Raw genomic sequence first — 18,333 nt, forward strand, 5'->3', positions numbered from 1 at the left:
CCTGAAAAGGGCTCTTTTTTTGTTTTCGTATTTCTCAAAGCACAAGTTAGCCTGCTAACAAAGCTATTTTTTTGAAATACTCGTATCTTAGTACTAAGCTTTCAACGAACTTATGTACCTAAGAAAATTATACCTTCTTCTCTTATTTCCTATTTTGTCTTCTTTTGGTCAAAGCCAGTTTGGTAATGATTGGATTAACTACGATCAAGAATATTGGAAAATTACAGTTTCTGCCGATGGCGTTTATGAGTTGCCGGTGGCGGACTTAGTGTCTAGTGGATTTGATGCTAATGTCAATCTAGCTAATGTTCAGCTGTTTTATATGGGTAAAGAAATGGCTATTCAGGTGGTAGAGGCAGAAGGTGCCCTATCGGATAAGATTATTTTTTATGGCGAGCGGAATAAAGGAGATTTAGATTCTTTGGTTTACAGGCCTTCAGATGCGAGGATGAACGTAAATCAAAGTTTGTTCTCAGATGAGTCGTCTTATTTTTTGACCGTAGGGTCTAGTAATGGAAAACGCATGGAGGTACTTGACTATGCTGAAAACCCAAATGCTAATTATTACATAAAGCGAGCATTGGTTTCCTTTGAAGAACAGTATTCTTTTAACAATAGCCTTGGTTTACTTCCTATTTTACAACAAAGTTATTTTGAGTCAGGAGAGGGCTGGTCGGGTTCTATTATAAGTGCTGATTCTAGTTCATCCTTTACTGTCCCGCTTAGTGGCTTTTTCCAAGGGACAAATTTTACTCCAAAGCTTAGTTTTAAACTAAACGGCCGCTCAAGAACACCGCATAAAATTCTTTATGCTCTTAATGGAGTTATACAGTCAGACACGTTAATATTTGATTCCTTTGAAGAAGTAAGTAAAGATATTGAGTTTTCGTCTGGGATGCTTTTTGATGGAAATTTGAACATAGAATTTCACCCAATAAGTCAGGGTGACTTTGACTGGTATTCGGTAACTTATTTGGACTTTTACTATCCTCGTGATATCGCTTATGCAGAAAGTGAACAAAGCTTTAAAAGTCAAAAAGGCTTTAATTATCCTCTCAAAAGTGGGGTATGGGATATTTCAGACTTGTGGAATGTCAAAACATATGAAAGTAAGGAGGGTATGTTCTCATCTCAAAAGAATGCTTTGAATTTTTACAATTCAGCTCCAAGAAATGTAAAAAAAATAGAAAATGTAAACTTCCGAGAAATAGTAGCGAATGATTATAATTACATTATTATAAGTCCTGAAAGTTTAGAGGAAGGGTCATCTGCTTATGCCGCCTACAGAGCAAGTACGGTGGGTGGGGCTTATAAAACATTGGTCATTAGTCCTACCGAGCTTTTTAATCAATTTACTTATGGTTTAAGAAGTCCTGTGGCTATCACAAGGATGGCTGACTTGCTTTTGCAAGGTAGCTCAGCTCCTAAATTCCTGTTTCTTTTAGGCCGTGGAGTTTCTTTCCCAGACGGACTTAAAGCAAATCAGGCTTTAGACTTAGTGCCTTCTTTTGGGTATCCAGGTTCTGATGTTTTATTGACCGCAGGTACTGGAGGAGAGTCGGAAGATGTAGCTGGAATGCCTACTGGACGACTTAATGTAACTACTAATGCTCAAATATTGACTTACCTTGATAAGGTAAAAGAAACGGAAGCTGCACCTAGAGGGCAAGCGTGGAAGAAGAGATTTCTACATTTATCGGGGGGGAAAGATGCCTTTGAGATTAGCTCTTTAGCCAGAACTTTGGATAATATTAAGCAGCAAGCAATAGACAAATTTTGGGCAGCTGATGTTAAATCAGCAAGAAAGCAAAGCTTGGAAGAGGTAGAAAATATTGATATTTCAGAGGAATTAAATGAGGGCGTAGGAATGATAACATTTGCAGGGCACGGCTCCGCAAATGTTATAGATTTAAATATTGGTTATTGCTCTGATTTGAGTCGTGGTTTTGATAATAAGGGTAAATATCCATTAATGTTTTTTAATGGCTGTGGAGTAGGAAATGTTTTTTACCGATACGACCCTTTAACTACAGATTGGTTGCTCACGCCAGATAAAGGGGCTATTGCCGTATTTGCCAATTCGTTTTGGAGTTATCTGTTGCCAACCCAATTATACTTAAATAGGCTTTATGATAAGCTATTTGTAGATTCAAAGACTATTGGACTGACCTTAGGAGAAATTCAACAAGCTGTCAATAGAGATTTAGATATCTTGAAAAGTAATGTCTTTGTCAAAGCGAACATGCATCAAATGATTTTGCAGGGTGACCCTGCTATTAAGATGTTTGCTATGGAAGCTCCCGATTTTGCTTTGTCGGATGATGGTTTTTTAATTAACTCAGAAGACGCCTCAAAAAACATCAATGAAAGTGACTCGATATTCATTAAGGCGGTTGTAAGTAATTATGGAAGGTATGATGAAAATACAGTATTCAATACCAAGCTTATTGTAGAAAGAGGGGAGGAGTCTAACAGTTATGACTTTCCCACTCAGGCCATTGGTAGAAAAGATACTTTAGCATTTAAAATCCCGAATCTTTCAGGTATTACTAAAATTAGTTTATCACTGAATGATGCATCAGCTAGATTAAATGAACTTAGTTTTGAAAATAACGACTACAGCTTAGTTTTTGATAATTGGCAAGCGGCAGGAACCACAAGTATTTACCCCGAAAAAATCGTTGCTGACAATGTAGCTCCACTGATTTTGGTTAAGGTGAATAGTAAGCGTTTAGAAAGTGGAGACTATATCGCGGCTTCTTCTGACTTGGAAGTTAAGTTAATTGATGAAAATTCTTTAGCTAATGCTCAGTTTGAACTTTTGACTATTAATTTGATTTCGTCTTCCGGTGAGAAAATGCCTATCGCGGTGAATTCTGTTGACTTTAATAATGAGAATGAATTAATAGCCAATACTCTTTTAGATTTACAGCCAGGTAATTATCAAATTCAAATTACAGGACAAGATCTTTCTGGGAATCAGGCTGCTACTTATACCACGAGCTTTGTGGTAGCGGCTAAAGAAGCTGAGAGCACCATAGTGACGTACCCTAATCCTGTGGTAAATGGGAATGAGGCTTATGTGGTTTATCAGTTAGTATCACCAGAAAGTCCTAAGGAGAGTATGCTTAGTGTTTACAATAGCCAAGGTCGTTTAATGCATACCAAAAAAGTGACGCCTACTGTTGGTAAGAATACCGAAACACTGGAAGTTCAAAGCTTTTCGGCTGGAGTTTATACAGTGAAATTGGAGTTGGTTTGGCCACAAAAGGAGGAAACTCTAAACAGTAGGTTTGTTATCCTTAGATAGCTTTTTTACCAATGGATTGTAACAATGAGGCTTTTATTCCTTTCCGGAATTGACTAAAGTTGTTTTATAACTAAAACCAGAGTCAATTTCACCGCTACCGATACATTCTGAGGAAGATTGACAATACTCAATATCAGTGTTTTCTTTGTAGATAAGACCCGTTTCATCTGCATAGACGCTGTAAATACAGTCTTTACTAATAAGTGAAGAGTCTTTTCTCTCTATTATTTGAAAGGTGTTGTTATAAGTTCCAAAGCTTTCTTTCAGTTCAGTCACGTTCACTATTTTTTCACCCAAAGTGTTTAGCTCATTTTCATCCCATGAAAGTCCTTCAATGGGATTACTAAAAAGAATGACTCTAGCTATTCCGTCATCTGTTCGGATGATTTTATTGGCACTTTTGGTAAGGAGTGCTGTGGCGTTTAGAGCATATGTAGAAGAGCTGTTTGTCTTTGTGAATTGTTCTATTTTGTATTCATTATCGCTGAGTTTGCTAAGTTTTTCTTTGAGGAAATAGCTTTCTGTTTTTGGTACTTCCGTTAAAGAGTACTCCACATTTGTTACTTCATATTCCCAGAAGAGTCCATCTTCAAGCGGGAAGTAGTTGTCCGGCTTTTCAGCAACAGGACTGTCAGAACAGGCATAGAGTGATAAAATGCCTAAGAAGTATAAAATTCGTTTAACCATATACCAAGATATATTACTTTGAAGCTTATCCAAAGGTCGGCTCCTTTTTCGTTTAGTGGAATGTTTTCGTTTTTTATTTTTGATAGGTGAAACTCATAAGTTGTTTTGTTAACGTATTCCCAGAGCAAATGTTGGTCTGTGAAAATTGGCCGACAAGCTTCTTCTAGTTTATGGAAACTCTCATACGCAAAATCATTAAAAGCAGCTTTTCTGGTTCTTAGTCTTACGCTTTCTGGTAAGATACCTTTCATGGCATCTCTTAAAGTTCCTCGGAGATAGCCATTTTGAAAGTTGATTTCTGGCGGGACATTGGCCGCTAGGCTTAGTAACTCCCTATCTAAAAATGGATAAGTAGATACTAAATTATACTGCCTGCCTAATGCATCCAAAGTCTCCATGGCCTGTGTGCCTAAACCTACTAAACTATATTTGAAATAGTTATAATGGTGTGCGTTTTTGATGTTTTGGTAATATGCTCCCAAAGCAGAAGGTTTTGATTTCTCAAAGTCAAAGCCTGCCAAAATAGAAGGAATTTCATTTTCTTTTGTCTTGAGATTAGACTTTATTTTTTGCCAAAGCAGAGCATAGCTAAACTGGGCTGATAAAAGCATTTTTAAAGTCAAAAAAACTTTAGAATCCTTAGAATGACTAAAGACTTGCTGTAAGAGATATTCCTCGAAAGGCTCTGCGTCATCCTCATCTTTTAAAAGCCACTTCTTAAAAAGTACTTCACGCAGTTTTTTAAACTTGAAACTGCTTATCAAATCCTTTATATAGGCATGACCATAACCAACGGTACTGTCGCCGCCATGACCAGAGACCAAAACCTTACTGCCATGCAAAGCTGCGGCATTCATGATGGGCAAAAATATAGCGGATGGAATAATCATGCTTTCTGGTTTGCAAGTAAGCCTTGTTATTTTCCGTATGGAAGCGTATAAATCTTCTTTCAAAACCACTTCTGATAACTGGAATTTGCCTGCTTCTGCTACTTCTTGGGCGTACTTTTTTTCAAAGGAGGCGGAACTTTGACTGTCAAAGAAAATTCCTTTCAAGTTAACCTTTGACTGCTGACTAATGATGGAGCAAAGCGAAGAGGAATCTAATCCACCACTTAAATTAGCTGCGATTTTCTGCTGATTTTCAGTTCTTTGTATTGTGATGTTTTGAAGTCGTTCGCTAAATCTTTTGACCAATTCCTCAGGCTCTTCTGTTCTTTCAAAATTTGCCTTCCAGAAAAAGCTGCTTTCTATTTTTCCTGCCCTGAAATGTAATCGCTGACCCGGTAAAATTCTTTTGATGTTTTCAAAGAAGGTGTCTTCTCTCACAAACTCGTTATCGGAATCGCCATCGAAATAAGCAGCAATTTCACTATTGTTAATAGCTGGCATTTTAGGTAGGCACGCCAAAATTGCTCTAAGCTCATTAGAGGCTATTAGTAAATCATCTTTAAAATAATAGTAGAGGCTTTTTACGCCAAAAACATCTCTAAAGAGGTCTACTGAAAACTTCATTTTATGAAAATAGAGTCCAGAAAATTCGGCTTCTATTTCATCTAAATTGTCAATACTAAAAAAGTCCTTTTCGGGGTAAATGTCTAATAACCAGTTTTCTTTTGCACGGTCTACCACTTTTGGCTTTTGACCAAACTGCTGAAAGGCCTGCCCATTATTTAGCAAAGTATAACCCAGTTTGCGAAGCATCGGCTGTAAATCAGGATGAGTGAGCGGGGCGTTAAATTGCTGTATATGGAGGTATTTTGACAATGGTTTTTAGGAAAGTTTTATTTGCTTTGGCCTTTATATGCAATATATGAGTTTTGACGAAGCCCTCATAGTCTTGGTTGCTTGGAGTAGTATCTTTTCCAATACTACCACACCTTTTACTTGGCTTGCCGCCGGCATTCATTTTTTTTACGAAAAAAAACGAACCAAAAAAAGCGTCACCCTGTAAACTCGCACAGTTTAAATTCTTATGATTAGATGGTTTGAATATAATTTTGAAGTAAAATTTAAACAGTGCTCAGACAGTACAGGGAGAAATAAGGAATTTAATCTCTAATAAGATTTATTTAATAGTCTTTAAGGGGAGAAGGGAACAAATAAGTGAATTGTAATTCAGAACAGGGCAATCATTATTATCTTTGTAATTCGTCATTTTTTAGACTGCAGTGAATAATAATTACTTAGAAGAACTTAATCCGCCCCAAAAACAAGCGGTTATACATCCTAATGGCCCCCTGATGATTATAGCAGGTGCAGGTTCTGGAAAAACGCGTGTTTTGACTTACAGAATTGCCTGGCTAATAGAGCAAGGTGTTGACCCTTTTAATATTCTTTCTTTGACCTTTACGAATAAGGCCGCAGAGGAGATGAAAAAGAGGATTGAAAAAATCATTGGGCCGAATGCCAGAAACCTTTGGACGGGTACTTTTCACTCGGTTTTTGCCAAGATTTTGAGGTTTGAAGGTAAAGTGTTGGGTTACACGTCTAACTTCTCTATTTATGATACAGACGACTCCAAGTCATTGGTGAAAACCATAGTAAAGGAGTTTGGACTTGACGATAAAGTCTACAAGCCTAGGGCTATTTTAAATAGGATTTCTAATGCCAAAAACTCCTTGGTGTCTCATGAAATGTATAATGAGAGCCCTGTTTTTAGAGAGGAAGATGCGGGTGCTAGAATGCCGGAGATTGGTAGAATTTACAGAACCTACGTACTGCGTTGTTTTCAGGCAAATGCCATGGATTTTGACGATTTACTGTATAATACCAATGTGCTTTTCAGAGACCATCTGGATATTCTGAACAAGTATCAGCATAAGTTTAAACATGTGCTGGTAGATGAGTTTCAAGATACCAACGTATCCCAGTACTTGATTACCAGAAAGCTCTCAGCGGTGCATCAGAACATCTGTGTAGTGGGTGATGATGCTCAAAGTATTTATGCTTTCCGTGGGGCGAATATTCAGAATATTCTGAATTTTAAGAAGGATTATCCTGAGCTGGTGACGGTGAAATTGGAGCAAAACTACCGTTCTACAAAAAACATAGTCAATGCTGCCAACTCGCTGATTAAGAAGAATAAAGAGCAGCTGGATAAAAATGTATTTACCGATAATGATGCCGGAAAGAAGATAGAGGTTTTAAAAGCCGCTTCTGATAATGAGGAGGGAAGAATTATTGCGAATAAGATTTTTGATTCAAAACTTACCAACAGTTTACATAATTCGGATTTTGCGATTCTGTACCGAACCAATGCTCAATCGAGGGCTTTTGAAGAGGCTCTAAGAAAGATAAATATTAAGTACAGAATTATAGGTGGCCTATCTTTTTACCAAAGAAAGGAAATTAAGGACCTGCTAGCCTACCTACGTTTTACGGTCAATCAGCAAGACGAAGAGGCTTTTAAGCGTATCATAAATCTGCCCAAAAGGGGGATAGGAGCTACTTCCGTTGCAAAAGTGATGGTGGCTGCTGCAGAATCTGGTAAGACTTTTTGGGAGGTGGTATGTCATGCCAATGAGTTTATGACCGGTGCCGTGGTACCGAAACTGCTAGGTTTTAGCGAAATGATTCAAAGCTACATTTTGGAGCTTGAAAAAGATAAAGACGCTCATAGCTTGGCCACACATATAGCTAAAACTACTGGAATACTGCGTGAACTATATGCCGACAAAACGGTAGAAGGCCTTGCCAGGTATGAGAATATTCAGGAGTTGCTTAACTCCATAAAGCAGTTTGTAGACAGTGAGGAAACGGACGATAAAAGCCTGACTGCTTTCTTGCAGACGGTGTCACTATACAGTACTGCCGATGCAGATGATGATGACGGAGATGCCGACCGCGTAACCATGATGACCATTCACGGGAGTAAAGGTTTGGAGTTTTCGCATGTTTTTGTGGTAGGACTTGAGGAAAACCTTTTCCCGTCGCAAATGATGTTGAATAACCGAGCAGATTTGGAAGAAGAACGCCGACTCTTTTATGTGGCAATCACCAGAGCGGAGCAAGACCTAACCTTAAGTTATGCCGATAGCCGTTATAACTGGGGTAGACTAACCTACTGTGAGCCAAGTCGTTTTTTACTGGAAATAGACGAGGAATACCTAGATATGCCAAAGGATACCAAACCTACGGCAAAGCATTTTAGTAATGACAGCGATGTGCTGCGTTCATTTCAGTCAAATAATAGTGGAAATAACAGTTCTACGGGTAACAAAATGCCGCCAACGAGGCCATTAAGTACCAATACTTCTTCAGCCTCTAAACGTGAGCAGGTTATTAATAAACTGAAACCAGTAAGCAGAGCGGTGCCGCAGAAGGAGCATAAGCCATCTACGGATTTTGTGCCGAGTAACCCCTCTGAATTAAAAGCAGGCATAAAAGTGGAGCACGCCAAATTTGGTTTTGGAAGAATTACCGCCATGGATATGATGGGCAATAGTCACAAAGCCACGGTAGTTTTTGATACGGTGGGTGAGAAAACGCTATTACTTAGTTTTGCTAAGCTGAGGGCTGTGGAGTGAGTTTTCTTTTTTCTGAAGACTAAGAGTTATTCCGAGAGAGACAGATAGGAGCCAAAGGAATGGTAGTCCAATGTTGTAAAGGATTGCATTATCAAAAGTTGAGTTATGGTTTACATAATCTACCATTATTAAAGGGAGCATAGATAGAAGGAATGTAAGTAGAGCTGTGAAATATGAAACATTTAAATGCTCTATTAGAAGTGAATTTATTCCCAAAGTAAGAACTCCTGCCAAACCCATTAAAATTACAGGTATTAGGATAAATCCTAGAGCCATTGAGATTCCAAATGTGATTAGCAATATCCCGGAAAGGCTAATAATAGAAACAAAAGACAACTTTAATTTGGTAAGGAAATTTGAATTGACATTTATCCAAATAGTGCCCACAAACGAAAATGGAGCAGATAATAAATATCCCTCTGGTAGCAGAAATACACTGTAAATGCAGTTGAAATAAGGTTTATGCAAAGGGTGATGAGTCTTTTATTCATTTTTTGACCTTAAGCTATCTGCTGAATTCCATTCCTCCTAAGTTAGAAGTTTAGGAGAGCAAGATAGAGACAGGTTAATACTCCTGTACTAAAACCTCCGTTGGGATATGAAGCGTAGTGTGTAGCTTTCTAATCATATCTAGTGTTAGCTTACGTTTTTTGTTCAAAATCTCACTTACCCTGCTTTTAAAGCCAACGACTTCAGCTAGGTCTTTTTGCTTCATGCCCATTTGCTCCATTCTAAACTTTATGGCTTCTATGGGGTCTGGCATTCCGATTGGGAAATTATCGTTTTCGTAGCGGTCAATAAGAATAGAAAGGATTTCTAATTCATCTCCCTGTTCTGTTCCTTTTTTTGCATCAAATATCATCTCTAGTTGTTCTAAAGCATTTTGATATTCTTTTTCGTTTCTTATGGGTGCTATTCTCATTTTAAATATTGTTTGCGTCTATTTTATCATACTCTGCATGGGTACCAATGAATCTTATCCAGCAGATTTGGTACTCAAAGTTGAATTTTACAATAAGACGATAATTGTTCCCTTTAATGTTATAGACAATTCTGTTTTCTTTTAAAATACTGGCACTTGGATAATCATTTTTTAGCTCGTTAAGACTATCATATCGCGATTTTTCTGTTTCCCTGAACCACGACTTTAACTGCTCCTCACAGTCACCATGCTTTTCCCAGAAATCTCTTAATGTTCTTTTTGCTATTACCCTCAAATGATAATTATTTGATACAAATATACACAAAAGTTCCCATATTGGTAAATTATCATTCTAAGATATTTGAAGTTGGTAAACAAAGGGTTGAACTTGCCCCTCATCATAAGCCACCGGTATCTGCCCTTGCCTTGAAATGGGCTACGTTAATTCGGCTTGTTTTTCCGGGGGCAAAAATGGCACTTATTGTAGGTGAGGTTACAAAAGTTGCCATTGGGCTGAATAATATCATAATTTCTCGATTTATATATCTGCACGTATCTTTGATAAAAGAATACGTATAATGACAAATAAACTTACATTGTCTGTTGATATGGAAGTCATATCGTTAGCTAAAGCTTACACCAAAAGTACAGATAGAAGTCTTTCTAATATAGTGGAGAACTACCTACGCTCATTGGTAGAGGGGGAGGAGCATGTTAGCAAAATTGATTTAATAAATGAGTTGGCAGGTTCCATAGACTTGCCAGAAGGTTTTGATGTGGACGAGTCAAGAAGGGAATACCTCGAGTCAAAGCATTTATGAAAGTCTTTTTAGATACTAATATCCTCATAGATTTCCTGTCTGATAGATGCTTATTCTCCAAGCTAGCAAAGGAGGTTTTAATGGTTTTAGAGAAAAATGAAAACTTGTATTTTTACTCTTCCACGCATTCTTATGCTACTACTCTCTTAGTCTTGAAAAAGGTTACGCCCGAGTTAGCCTTAAGAGAAAAATTGTTGAAGTTATCTGACCTAGTTACTGTCTTGGTGTAAGTTCCGCTAGTTTAATAAAAGCTTTACAAGATTATTCTTTTCCTGATTTTGATGATGGTATTCAGTTTCATATAGCGGCTTCTGTGCTTGATATGGATATTATTATAACCAGAAACAAGAAAGATTTCAAAAATTCCTCTATTTCGGTTTTGGCACCCGACGAGTTTTTATTGAAGTATGCCTGAAAAAGGGATTTAACCCTTCAAAACCTCCACAATCCTACAATAAACCACTTCAGACATTGGCCACATGTTTCCGCCGCTGGTATTTGTAAATTGAATTACCACGGTGTCTACTTATTTGTGATAGCGAGCTATGCTTTGGTAGCTAGGTAGCAGGCTGTGTTCGTATTAGTAGACTTTGGAGTATATTCTGATATTTATAATAAGCTATTTTAATGCTTGCATGGCTCTATATTATTATCAAGGAGCGGTTAGATGCTATGGAAGTCATGTTGCTTTACCTTTCTGCCCCTCGGTCTTCTGCTACTTTGGAGGTGTCGTAGTCTTGAAAATAACTATGTATTCTGCATAGGTTTTGTTACCCGTACCTAGAAACTCAGCGTTTGGCATTGTGCTCGGGTTTTCGACTTGGTATGTATAAAGATTAGAGAATTATTTTAAGGATAAGGTGATTTATTTCCTCGGTAATATTTTGTCTTGATTGTGACTAAGGTACTGATAATAAAAAGTGATTTGTGGTATAAGTATTATGCGTAAAACGTCCAATTTTAGCCTATTAGATAGCGTTCTGAAAATTTGAAAGTCGTGCTAGAAAACGGGAAATAGTTTGTTGATTTTGAGTAGAAGATGAAAAGCCTTTCTTTGAGTTTTGAGAATGGTTTATAATTAAAATCATACTTAATTAAAGTAAAAGGCTAAATGTTACCGTATTTTTATCCTTATTGCTAGCAAGTAAACCATCTGTTCAGTAGTTCCTGATAGCCTATTTTGATGAATTTTTACCATAGGCACTTTAAAGGAATGCTCAAGTCGGAAATTTGAGATTATAGTACAATGCTTTTGAATTTAAAAAGAATACCTAAACGTCATTTAAGCCTCATCTTAGTGCTTTTGACGGGAGTGCTTTTGGGTTGTAAGACTCCCAAAGTAGAAGAAATTAATATAGGAGCTATCTTACCGCTCTCCGGTAGAGCTACTGATTTAGGAATTGGACCATCTAAAGCCTTGCAGCTTGCTGTAGAGCAGTATAATGACATTAGGGCCAGCGATGAACCTTTGGTTAATCTCTATATTGAAGACGACCAATGGGAAAAAGAAAAAGCTTTGCCTGCTTACAGGAAATTAAAAGCGGAGCATGATATAGATGTTCTTTTCATCAGTAATACAGATGGGACAGTGGCTGTTCAAGAACAAATTTTAGAAGATAATGTATTGGTAGTGAATTCATTAAATAATGATGCTACGCTGTCGAAACTAAATAAAAACACCTTTAAAATTGCGAAGTCAACAGAGGAAGCCAATTTAGTAGTAGGTGTAAGAATTATAGAATTGGGGCTTAAAAATGTAGCTATCCTTCATTATCCAAATGACTTTATGACTACTGCTAGTCGGGCGGTGAGTGAACTATTATCAGATAGGGATGTGAAAAATAAGGTAATCACTGTGGAAGCTGAACAAACCGATTTTAAAGAAATTCTCAGAAACCTGAAAAGTGAGGAGGTAGATGCCTATGTTTTCTTCGGATATAAGGAATTTGGATATGCAATGAAAGAGGCAAGAGATATGGGCATTACAGCTCCGTTCTATGGCTCTACCACATTATTAGACCCCGAGTTTTTTGATAACTCAAATGGGGCTATAATAAGTACAGAGTGTCCTTTCTTTATGGAGGCAGATGGTAATTATGTCTTAGCACATCAATTTATGAAGGATTTTGAGGCGAAATATGACAAAGAACCATTTTCAGTATGGCCACCTATGCAAGCCTATGATGCCATGAATTTGGTTTTAAATGAAATTAAAAAAGTTAATACCGAAAATGATAATAAGGAGCTGTTTGTAGATTGGCTTAGACGAAGGCTCTATGGAGTGAGGTATTATCAAGGTATTTGTGGCAATTTATCAATTACCGAAGATGGCTCATCGCGTGGGATATACTTTTCCCTGTATCGCATGAAGGAGAAAGGGAGGCTTTTGAAAGTAAAGCGATAATAGATAAACTGAAATATGAGTATAAGGAATAAGTTAATCTTAAGCTTTGGGCTACTAATTGGAATTTTAGTTATTGAAATTACTTTGAATCAAATCATAAGTAATGATGCTGCTAAAACTTATCAAAAATTAAAGGTAGAAGCTTTTCCTGCAATGAAAACGCTTGAAAAGTATGAGGCCACGAATAGAGAACTGTTTCTTTTAATTTCTACCAAAACTTTTAACAGGTCTACCAGTTTTGAAGAGCAAAATCGTCTAAATGGAATATTGGATGTAGAGCTACCATTTTTAAAAAGTGAAATAGCTTTACTGAAAGGAGGTAGCGATATTTCACCATTGCAGCTTGCAAGCATAAACAGTATTATCCAGATATCTGATGGATTAATAAGTAAGGCGAAAAGAATAAATGGCTTATTTCTAACTAAAGAAGATTATAAAAATGCATCTAAAATGGCTCAAGCAAAAGCCATTTACGATAAGGATATTCCGAGTTATTATGCTGATTTAAGTACAGAAATAGTAAAGCTTTTAATTCATTATAATGAATTATTAGAAAGCTATCAAAACCAATTTACAGAAGATTTAAAATGGCTGTCAAACATTATTTTAATTACTGGTGTTTTAGGTGTTTTGTTTGGTCTGCTTGTAGCTTTTCAAGTTATCCGCTCTATATCCAAACCAATTGAACGATTGAAAGAGGCGGCTCAAGAAATTAGCACAGGAAATTATGAAGTAGCTATAAACATTGATAGTAAAGATGAAATAGCAAGATTGGCCACATCTTTTAATAAGATGGCAAAGTCTTTAAAAGAAAGCTTTGAAGAAATTGAAGAAAATAATATTGAAATTAACCTAAAGAATAAGGAGTTAGAAGAGTTTGCTTATATCGCTTCACATGATTTACAAGAACCCTTGAGAACGGTAACTAGTTTTATTGATATTCTAAAAGAAGAGTATGGAAAGGAGCTAGAAGGTAATGGCGAGGTGTATGTGAATTTCATTTTTGAGGCTGCCGTTAGAATGAGGAACCTGATATCGGCTTTACTAGATTATTCTAAATTAGGGAGGGCTAAAGAGTTTCAAGACTTAGACTGTAAGGAGTTAGTGAAAAGCTGTATGGACGACCTTTCTCTGGCAATCCGTGATTCAGGAGTGTCAATAGAGGTGGGGGACTTACCTAAACTTAGAGGTAGCGAAATTGGCCTTAGGGTACTTTTTCAAAATTTAATTTCCAATGCCATAAAGTTCAGAAAATTGGGTGCCAAGGCTGTTATTGAAATATCGGCTAGCTTAGAACCGGAGCATTGGGTTTTCTGTGTTAAGGATAACGGAATAGGGATAGAGAAAACGTATCTAGATAAAATATTTATTATCTTTCAGCGTCTTCATACAAAAGAAAAGTATGAAGGTACTGGAATAGGACTCGCACATTGTAGAAAAATTGTGGAGATCCATAATGGTAGAATTTGGGTAGAATCTGAAGAAAACGTAGGAAGCTCTTTTTATTTTACTATTCCAGTATGATCTAATACCGAAGTGATGACAAAATTGAGAACTATCCTATTGATTGACGATGATATTGCGGTCAATTATATTCATAAGTACGTTATAAAGAAAGCTGATGTAGTAGACCAGGTCATTACTATGATGAATGGGCAAATGGCTATTGATTATTTAATTAATGATGATTCGGCAGAATCCACCGTCCCGGAGCTAATCTTTCTTGATATAAACATGCCAGGAATGGATGGTTGGGGCTTTTTAGATGGTTATAAAAAGCAACAAGAGAAAGACAAAACTAAAATTATTATGCTTACTACCTCCGATAATGAATCTGATAAGGAGCGGGCAATGGCAACAGGGCAGGTATTAGAATTTATTACGAAGCCCTTAACAAAACAAGGTTTGTTAGACGTAATAGGCCGATATTTTTAATTTTAAACTTTCTATATTCTCTATATTCTCTATATTCTCTCAAGCTTCCCTGATATCAAATATCAAAGTTCCTTCTTTGCTTGGTGTTTACCGTTCAAAATGAGGTGTTTCTCTTCTTAGCGTTTTGAAGCTTTCTTAGTTTATGGAACCCTAGGAATAACTTTTAATTAATGAAAGTGTGAAACAAAATGCTGTCAATGCTGCAGTACGGTCACTTTAAGATTTATCTGTCAATATCCTGAAGTCGTTTCTGTTTGAAAATTTTGAATTTTCAGAAATAGTTGAACGAAGTTTCTGTTCTTTATGATTAGCTATTAATTCTTCGAGACTTTCTAGGTATTCCTGAAAGGCTTTCTTGTTTACACCTTCGCTGTCATCAGAAGGTAAGGTCATTGGATTTTCCTCTAAATATTGGTAAAGCTCTGGATAGCTCTGCTCAATTTTTAAGGTGATGTCGTTTATTTTCTTAGTAATCCTTTGTAAATCTTTCATGGTCGTAATTGTTTGATTTGTAAGAGTTATAGCTAAAAAAACGTTCCGACCATTATTTCGCTCGTTTGAGGTAAATACTCCACAAGTTTACTTAAGATTGGATAGATTGAAATTTCAGTAATAAATGAAAACTTTGTTGAAATTGAAAATAAAACCCATCTATGAAGCACAGATGGGTTTCGGAAAATAATCTTTAAAGCTCTAAAAGTGCCTTAATTTTATGGTACACTTCATTATTCTCATAAATTCCTTGGAAGTTTTCAGAACCAGGTCCGTAAGCAAAAATCGGAATCAATGCCGCTGTATGGTGTTTGGTATTAAACTTTAGTTTGAGTTTGTCGGGTGTTTCGCCACCTGTAAGAGCCACTCCACCAGTTTCATGGTCAGCCGTAACTACCACTAGCGTATTTTTATCTTTTTTAGCAAAGTCCAAAACCACTGCCAGGACATCGTCAAAATCTAACTGCTCAGCCACCAACATTTCGGCGTTATTTTGATGCCCAGCCCAGTCTATAAATGAACCTTCCGTCATCAGAAAGAAACCATCTTCAGATTGGCTAAGGTAATCTAAGGCTAATTGAGTGGCCTTAGGATGAAAATCTCCTCTGCTAATATGTTTGGCAGGCATTTCCTCTTCTTCTAAAAGAAAGCCATATTTTTTATTGATATTTACACGCGTACTAAGGCTTACCGAATCCATTTCAAAACCCTTTAATTTCATGTCTTCAAAGAGATTTTTCTTATCAGAGCGGTCTGTAAAGAATTTTAATCCTGCTCCTGCAAAAAAGTCAACTTGAGAGTTGGCTAATTGTTCCGCTATTTCTTCATGCATGTTTCTACTTTTTACATGGGCGTAATAGCATGCCGGCGTAGCATGGGTGATGGTGCTCAGGCTTATTAAACCTGTTTTGTAGTTTTTGGCTTCCAGTTCTTCTACTATTGTGGGAATAGAAAGCGTGTCGGCATCTACACCCACAGCTCCATTGTATGTTTTTTGACCACTGGCAAAGGCAGTAGCTCCTGCTGCTGAGTCGGTTACTTTACTGCTGGCAGAGGATGTTTTTATAAAACCTATGTTTTTAAATTGTTCAAAATTTGAAGGACCATCTTTATAATAAAAGGCGGTTGAGATTTGGCTTAAGCCCATGCCATCTCCTATAAGCATTATTACATTTTTGGGTTTGTCTTGGGCAAACAGGCTGCTGGTGACTAGTAGAAGGCTAAGTATTTTAAATAATTTCATTTTTTGAGTCAATTGTAAGTCGCAAAAGTAAAAGATGATTGATTTAATAAGCAAGACTAAAGCATTATTAACGGTAACTTAATATCGGAAAGGGGCGGTTTGAGTCATGGTAGAGAATTGATATTAACTTTATATTAGCAGCCAATACAGACGGTAAAGAAAAATTATCTTTGCCGAAAATTACAGCAATCTTATATGAATAAATTTATAGTATTTCTTTTTCTTATTTCTGGTCTTTCTTTTGGACAAGATTTTAGTGTGCATTCTCATAATGACTATGCTCAAGACGTTCCGTTTTGGAAAGCCTTTTCGGCGGGATGTGGCTCTATAGAGGCAGACATTATTTTACAAAACGGTAAACTGATGGTGGCTCATAATGTGCCAGATATTAAGGCGGTCAATACCTTTGAGAACCTTTATTTGAAGCCTCTGCAGGTAATTATGAACTCTGAGCTGTATGAGGCTTTCGATTTACAAATATTGATAGATCTAAAAACTGCAGCAGAGCCTACCATGAAGGTTTTGATGACTCAGTTAGAAAAATATCCTGAGCTTATAAATAGTAATAATACAGCAAAAGCAATATCATTTGTTATTTCGGGAAACAGGCCTGATGCAGAGCAATACGGCAATTACCCTAGTTATATCAATTTTGATTATAAAAAGGTTGATGCATGGCCAGTCAATATGGACAAGGTAGCTTTGGTAAGTTTACCTTTTTATAAGTACACGCGATGGAATGGAAAAGGGAGGTTAACTAGTGGTGATGAAAAGAATCTTAAAACGGTAATTGACCAAATACACGCCAAAGGAAAGAAAGTGAGGTTTTGGGCTACACCAGATTCTAAAACAGCTTGGTTTACCCTTTCAACCTTGGGAATAGACTTTATTAATACCGATGAACCATTTAGATGTAATGCTTATTTAGAAACGCTATCTGACAGACTGGTAGAAATAGTGGAAAACGACGAAAGTAAATTTAAAATGGCGTCAGCCAAGTTTCAACAGCCTGCGGTCATATTGATGGTTGGCGACGGAACAGGTTTAGCACAGATTTCTGCAGGTATATTGAGCCAGAGAGCTCCCTTAAACTTGTCAAGAATTAAAAGCTTAGGCCTTATCAAAACTGCATCTGCCGATGATTTTACGACAGATTCGGCCGCGGGAGGTACGGCCTTAGCCACAGGAAAGAAAACCAATAATAGGTACATAGGACTTGATGCTGATGGTAGAGAACTAAAAACAATTTTTGATGCAGCAGAAGCTGCAAATTACAGCACCGGAATTGTGACTACAGATGCCATTACTGGTGCTACGCCATCTTCTTTTTATGCTCATGTAGCAGATAGAGATAGCTCTGAAAACATAGGAGATTACTTGAAAAAAAGTAAGCTAGATATTTTTGTAGCGGGGGGGAAGAAATCTTTTAAAAACACCACTTGGGAGAATAGGGAAATAGTGAAGGATTTGTCAGAAATTGCAAATATGGCAGATGACAGAGTTGGCTTTTTTGGAGCTGATGGTGGTATGCCATTTATTACGGAAGGCAGAGGTGATTACTTGCCTCAAGCTACTATGGAGGCTTTAAACTTTTTAGAGAAGAAGAATAAACCATTTGCTCTGTTGATAGAAAATGGACATATTGATGGCTCTGGTCACGCAAATAAGGCAAAAGCTTTGGCGGCAGAGGTAAGAGATTTTGACAAGGCTATTGGCTTGGTGATGGATTATGTAGACAGTCACCCAGAAACATTATTGATAATCACGGCAGACCATGAGACTGGCGGGGTGACATTGCCACATGGCACCAAAAATGAAATGGAGATACAATTTCATTCAAACGACCATACAGGTATTCTGGTGCCGCTTTTTGCTTACGGAAAGGGTGCTGAGAAATTACAAGGTATTTATGAAAATACGGAGGTTTATGACCGAATGCTAGAGTATATAAAGGCAAACAAATAGTGAAGTATAGAGGCTGACTTCAAAAA

15 protein-coding genes are annotated in these 18,333 nt (G+C 37.1%); 8 read left to right on the top strand and 7 right to left on the bottom strand.

All coding sequences use genetic code 11. From position 1 onward, the window contains the following. The first annotated feature begins 112 nt into the window (after nt 1-112). A complete protein-coding gene (locus AADJ06_RS13405; protein ID WP_341226977.1) occupies nt 113-3,310 on the top strand; it encodes a C25 family cysteine peptidase in 3,198 nt (1,065 codons plus the stop codon). A gap of 33 nt (nt 3,311-3,343) precedes the next feature. Here AADJ06_RS13405 and AADJ06_RS13410 read toward each other — a convergent pair whose 3' ends face one another. Beyond that, nucleotides 3,344-3,997, bottom strand: coding sequence for a hypothetical protein (locus AADJ06_RS13410; protein WP_341226978.1), 654 nt, complete (start codon nt 3,995-3,997; stop codon nt 3,344-3,346). Continuing rightward, the gene (locus AADJ06_RS13415; protein WP_341226979.1) at nt 3,970-5,763 is read right to left on the bottom strand and encodes an asparagine synthase-related protein; all 1,794 of its coding nucleotides are present in this window, start codon (nt 5,761-5,763) and stop codon (nt 3,970-3,972) included. The genes AADJ06_RS13410 and AADJ06_RS13415 overlap by 28 nt, the downstream gene beginning before the upstream one ends. Nucleotides 5,764-6,167: 404 nt before the next feature. Here AADJ06_RS13415 and AADJ06_RS13420 point away from each other — a divergent pair, with 404 nt between their 5' ends. Next, the gene (locus tag AADJ06_RS13420) at nt 6,168-8,525 is read left to right on the top strand and encodes a UvrD-helicase domain-containing protein (protein WP_341226980.1); all 2,358 of its coding nucleotides are present in this window, start codon (nt 6,168-6,170) and stop codon (nt 8,523-8,525) included. Between the two features lie 166 nt (nt 8,526-8,691). Continuing rightward, nucleotides 8,692-8,967 (top strand): hypothetical protein, encoded by a 276-nt coding sequence (locus AADJ06_RS13425; RefSeq protein WP_341226981.1) that lies wholly within the window; start codon nt 8,692-8,694, stop codon nt 8,965-8,967. A 123-nt stretch (nt 8,968-9,090) separates the two neighbouring features. Here AADJ06_RS13425 and AADJ06_RS13430 read toward each other — a convergent pair whose 3' ends face one another. From AADJ06_RS13430 to AADJ06_RS13440, 3 genes are all read right to left on the bottom strand, one after another. Beyond that, nucleotides 9,091-9,447 (bottom strand): helix-turn-helix domain-containing protein, encoded by a 357-nt coding sequence (locus AADJ06_RS13430; protein ID WP_341226982.1) that lies wholly within the window; start codon nt 9,445-9,447, stop codon nt 9,091-9,093. Between the two features lies 1 nt (nt 9,448). Further along, nucleotides 9,449-9,742: a type II toxin-antitoxin system HigB family toxin gene (locus AADJ06_RS13435; protein WP_341226983.1), complete on the bottom strand. Its 294-nt coding sequence runs from the start codon at nt 9,740-9,742 to the stop codon at nt 9,449-9,451. Nucleotides 9,743-9,845: 103 nt separating this feature from the next. After that, nucleotides 9,846-9,974, bottom strand: coding sequence for a hypothetical protein (locus AADJ06_RS13440; protein WP_341226984.1), 129 nt, complete (start codon nt 9,972-9,974; stop codon nt 9,846-9,848). A gap of 51 nt (nt 9,975-10,025) precedes the next feature. On the opposite strand from AADJ06_RS13440, the gene AADJ06_RS13445 reads away from it, so the two are divergent. The 4 genes from AADJ06_RS13445 to AADJ06_RS13460 all read left to right on the top strand — a co-directional run bounded on the left by AADJ06_RS13445 (nt 10,026) and on the right by AADJ06_RS13460 (nt 14,607). Further along, complete coding sequence (locus tag AADJ06_RS13445; protein ID WP_341226985.1) at nt 10,026-10,268, top strand: DUF6364 family protein; 243 nt, start codon at nt 10,026-10,028, stop codon at nt 10,266-10,268. Nucleotides 10,269-11,514: 1,246 nt separating this feature from the next. Further along, nucleotides 11,515-12,672, top strand: a complete 1,158-nt coding sequence (locus AADJ06_RS13450) for an ABC transporter substrate-binding protein (RefSeq protein WP_341226986.1) — start codon at nt 11,515-11,517, stop codon at nt 12,670-12,672. A 15-nt stretch (nt 12,673-12,687) separates the two neighbouring features. Next, nucleotides 12,688-14,196 carry an ATP-binding protein gene (locus AADJ06_RS13455; RefSeq protein ID WP_341226987.1) on the top strand — a complete coding sequence of 503 codons (1,509 nt, stop codon included), beginning with the start codon at nt 12,688-12,690 and terminating at the stop codon, nt 14,194-14,196. A gap of 15 nt (nt 14,197-14,211) precedes the next feature. Beyond that, the gene (locus tag AADJ06_RS13460) at nt 14,212-14,607 is read left to right on the top strand and encodes a response regulator (RefSeq protein ID WP_341226988.1); all 396 of its coding nucleotides are present in this window, start codon (nt 14,212-14,214) and stop codon (nt 14,605-14,607) included. A gap of 216 nt (nt 14,608-14,823) precedes the next feature. On the opposite strand, the gene AADJ06_RS13465 is transcribed toward AADJ06_RS13460, so the two are convergent. Beyond that, entirely contained in the window at nt 14,824-15,099 is a 276-nt protein-coding gene (locus AADJ06_RS13465; RefSeq protein WP_341226989.1) for a hypothetical protein, read from the bottom strand. Between the two features lie 193 nt (nt 15,100-15,292). Continuing rightward, on the bottom strand, nt 15,293-16,342 hold the full coding sequence (locus AADJ06_RS13470; RefSeq protein WP_341226990.1) for an alkaline phosphatase: 1,050 nt from the start codon (nt 16,340-16,342) through the stop codon (nt 15,293-15,295). A 195-nt stretch (nt 16,343-16,537) separates the two neighbouring features. On the opposite strand from AADJ06_RS13470, the gene AADJ06_RS13475 reads away from it, so the two are divergent. After that, nucleotides 16,538-18,307: an alkaline phosphatase gene (locus AADJ06_RS13475; protein ID WP_341226991.1), complete on the top strand. Its 1,770-nt coding sequence runs from the start codon at nt 16,538-16,540 to the stop codon at nt 18,305-18,307. Nucleotides 18,308-18,333 lie beyond the last annotated feature (26 nt).

This window comes from uncultured Arcticibacterium sp., from assembly GCF_964021845.1.
GTDB lineage: Bacteria > Bacteroidota > Bacteroidia > Cytophagales > Spirosomataceae > Arcticibacterium.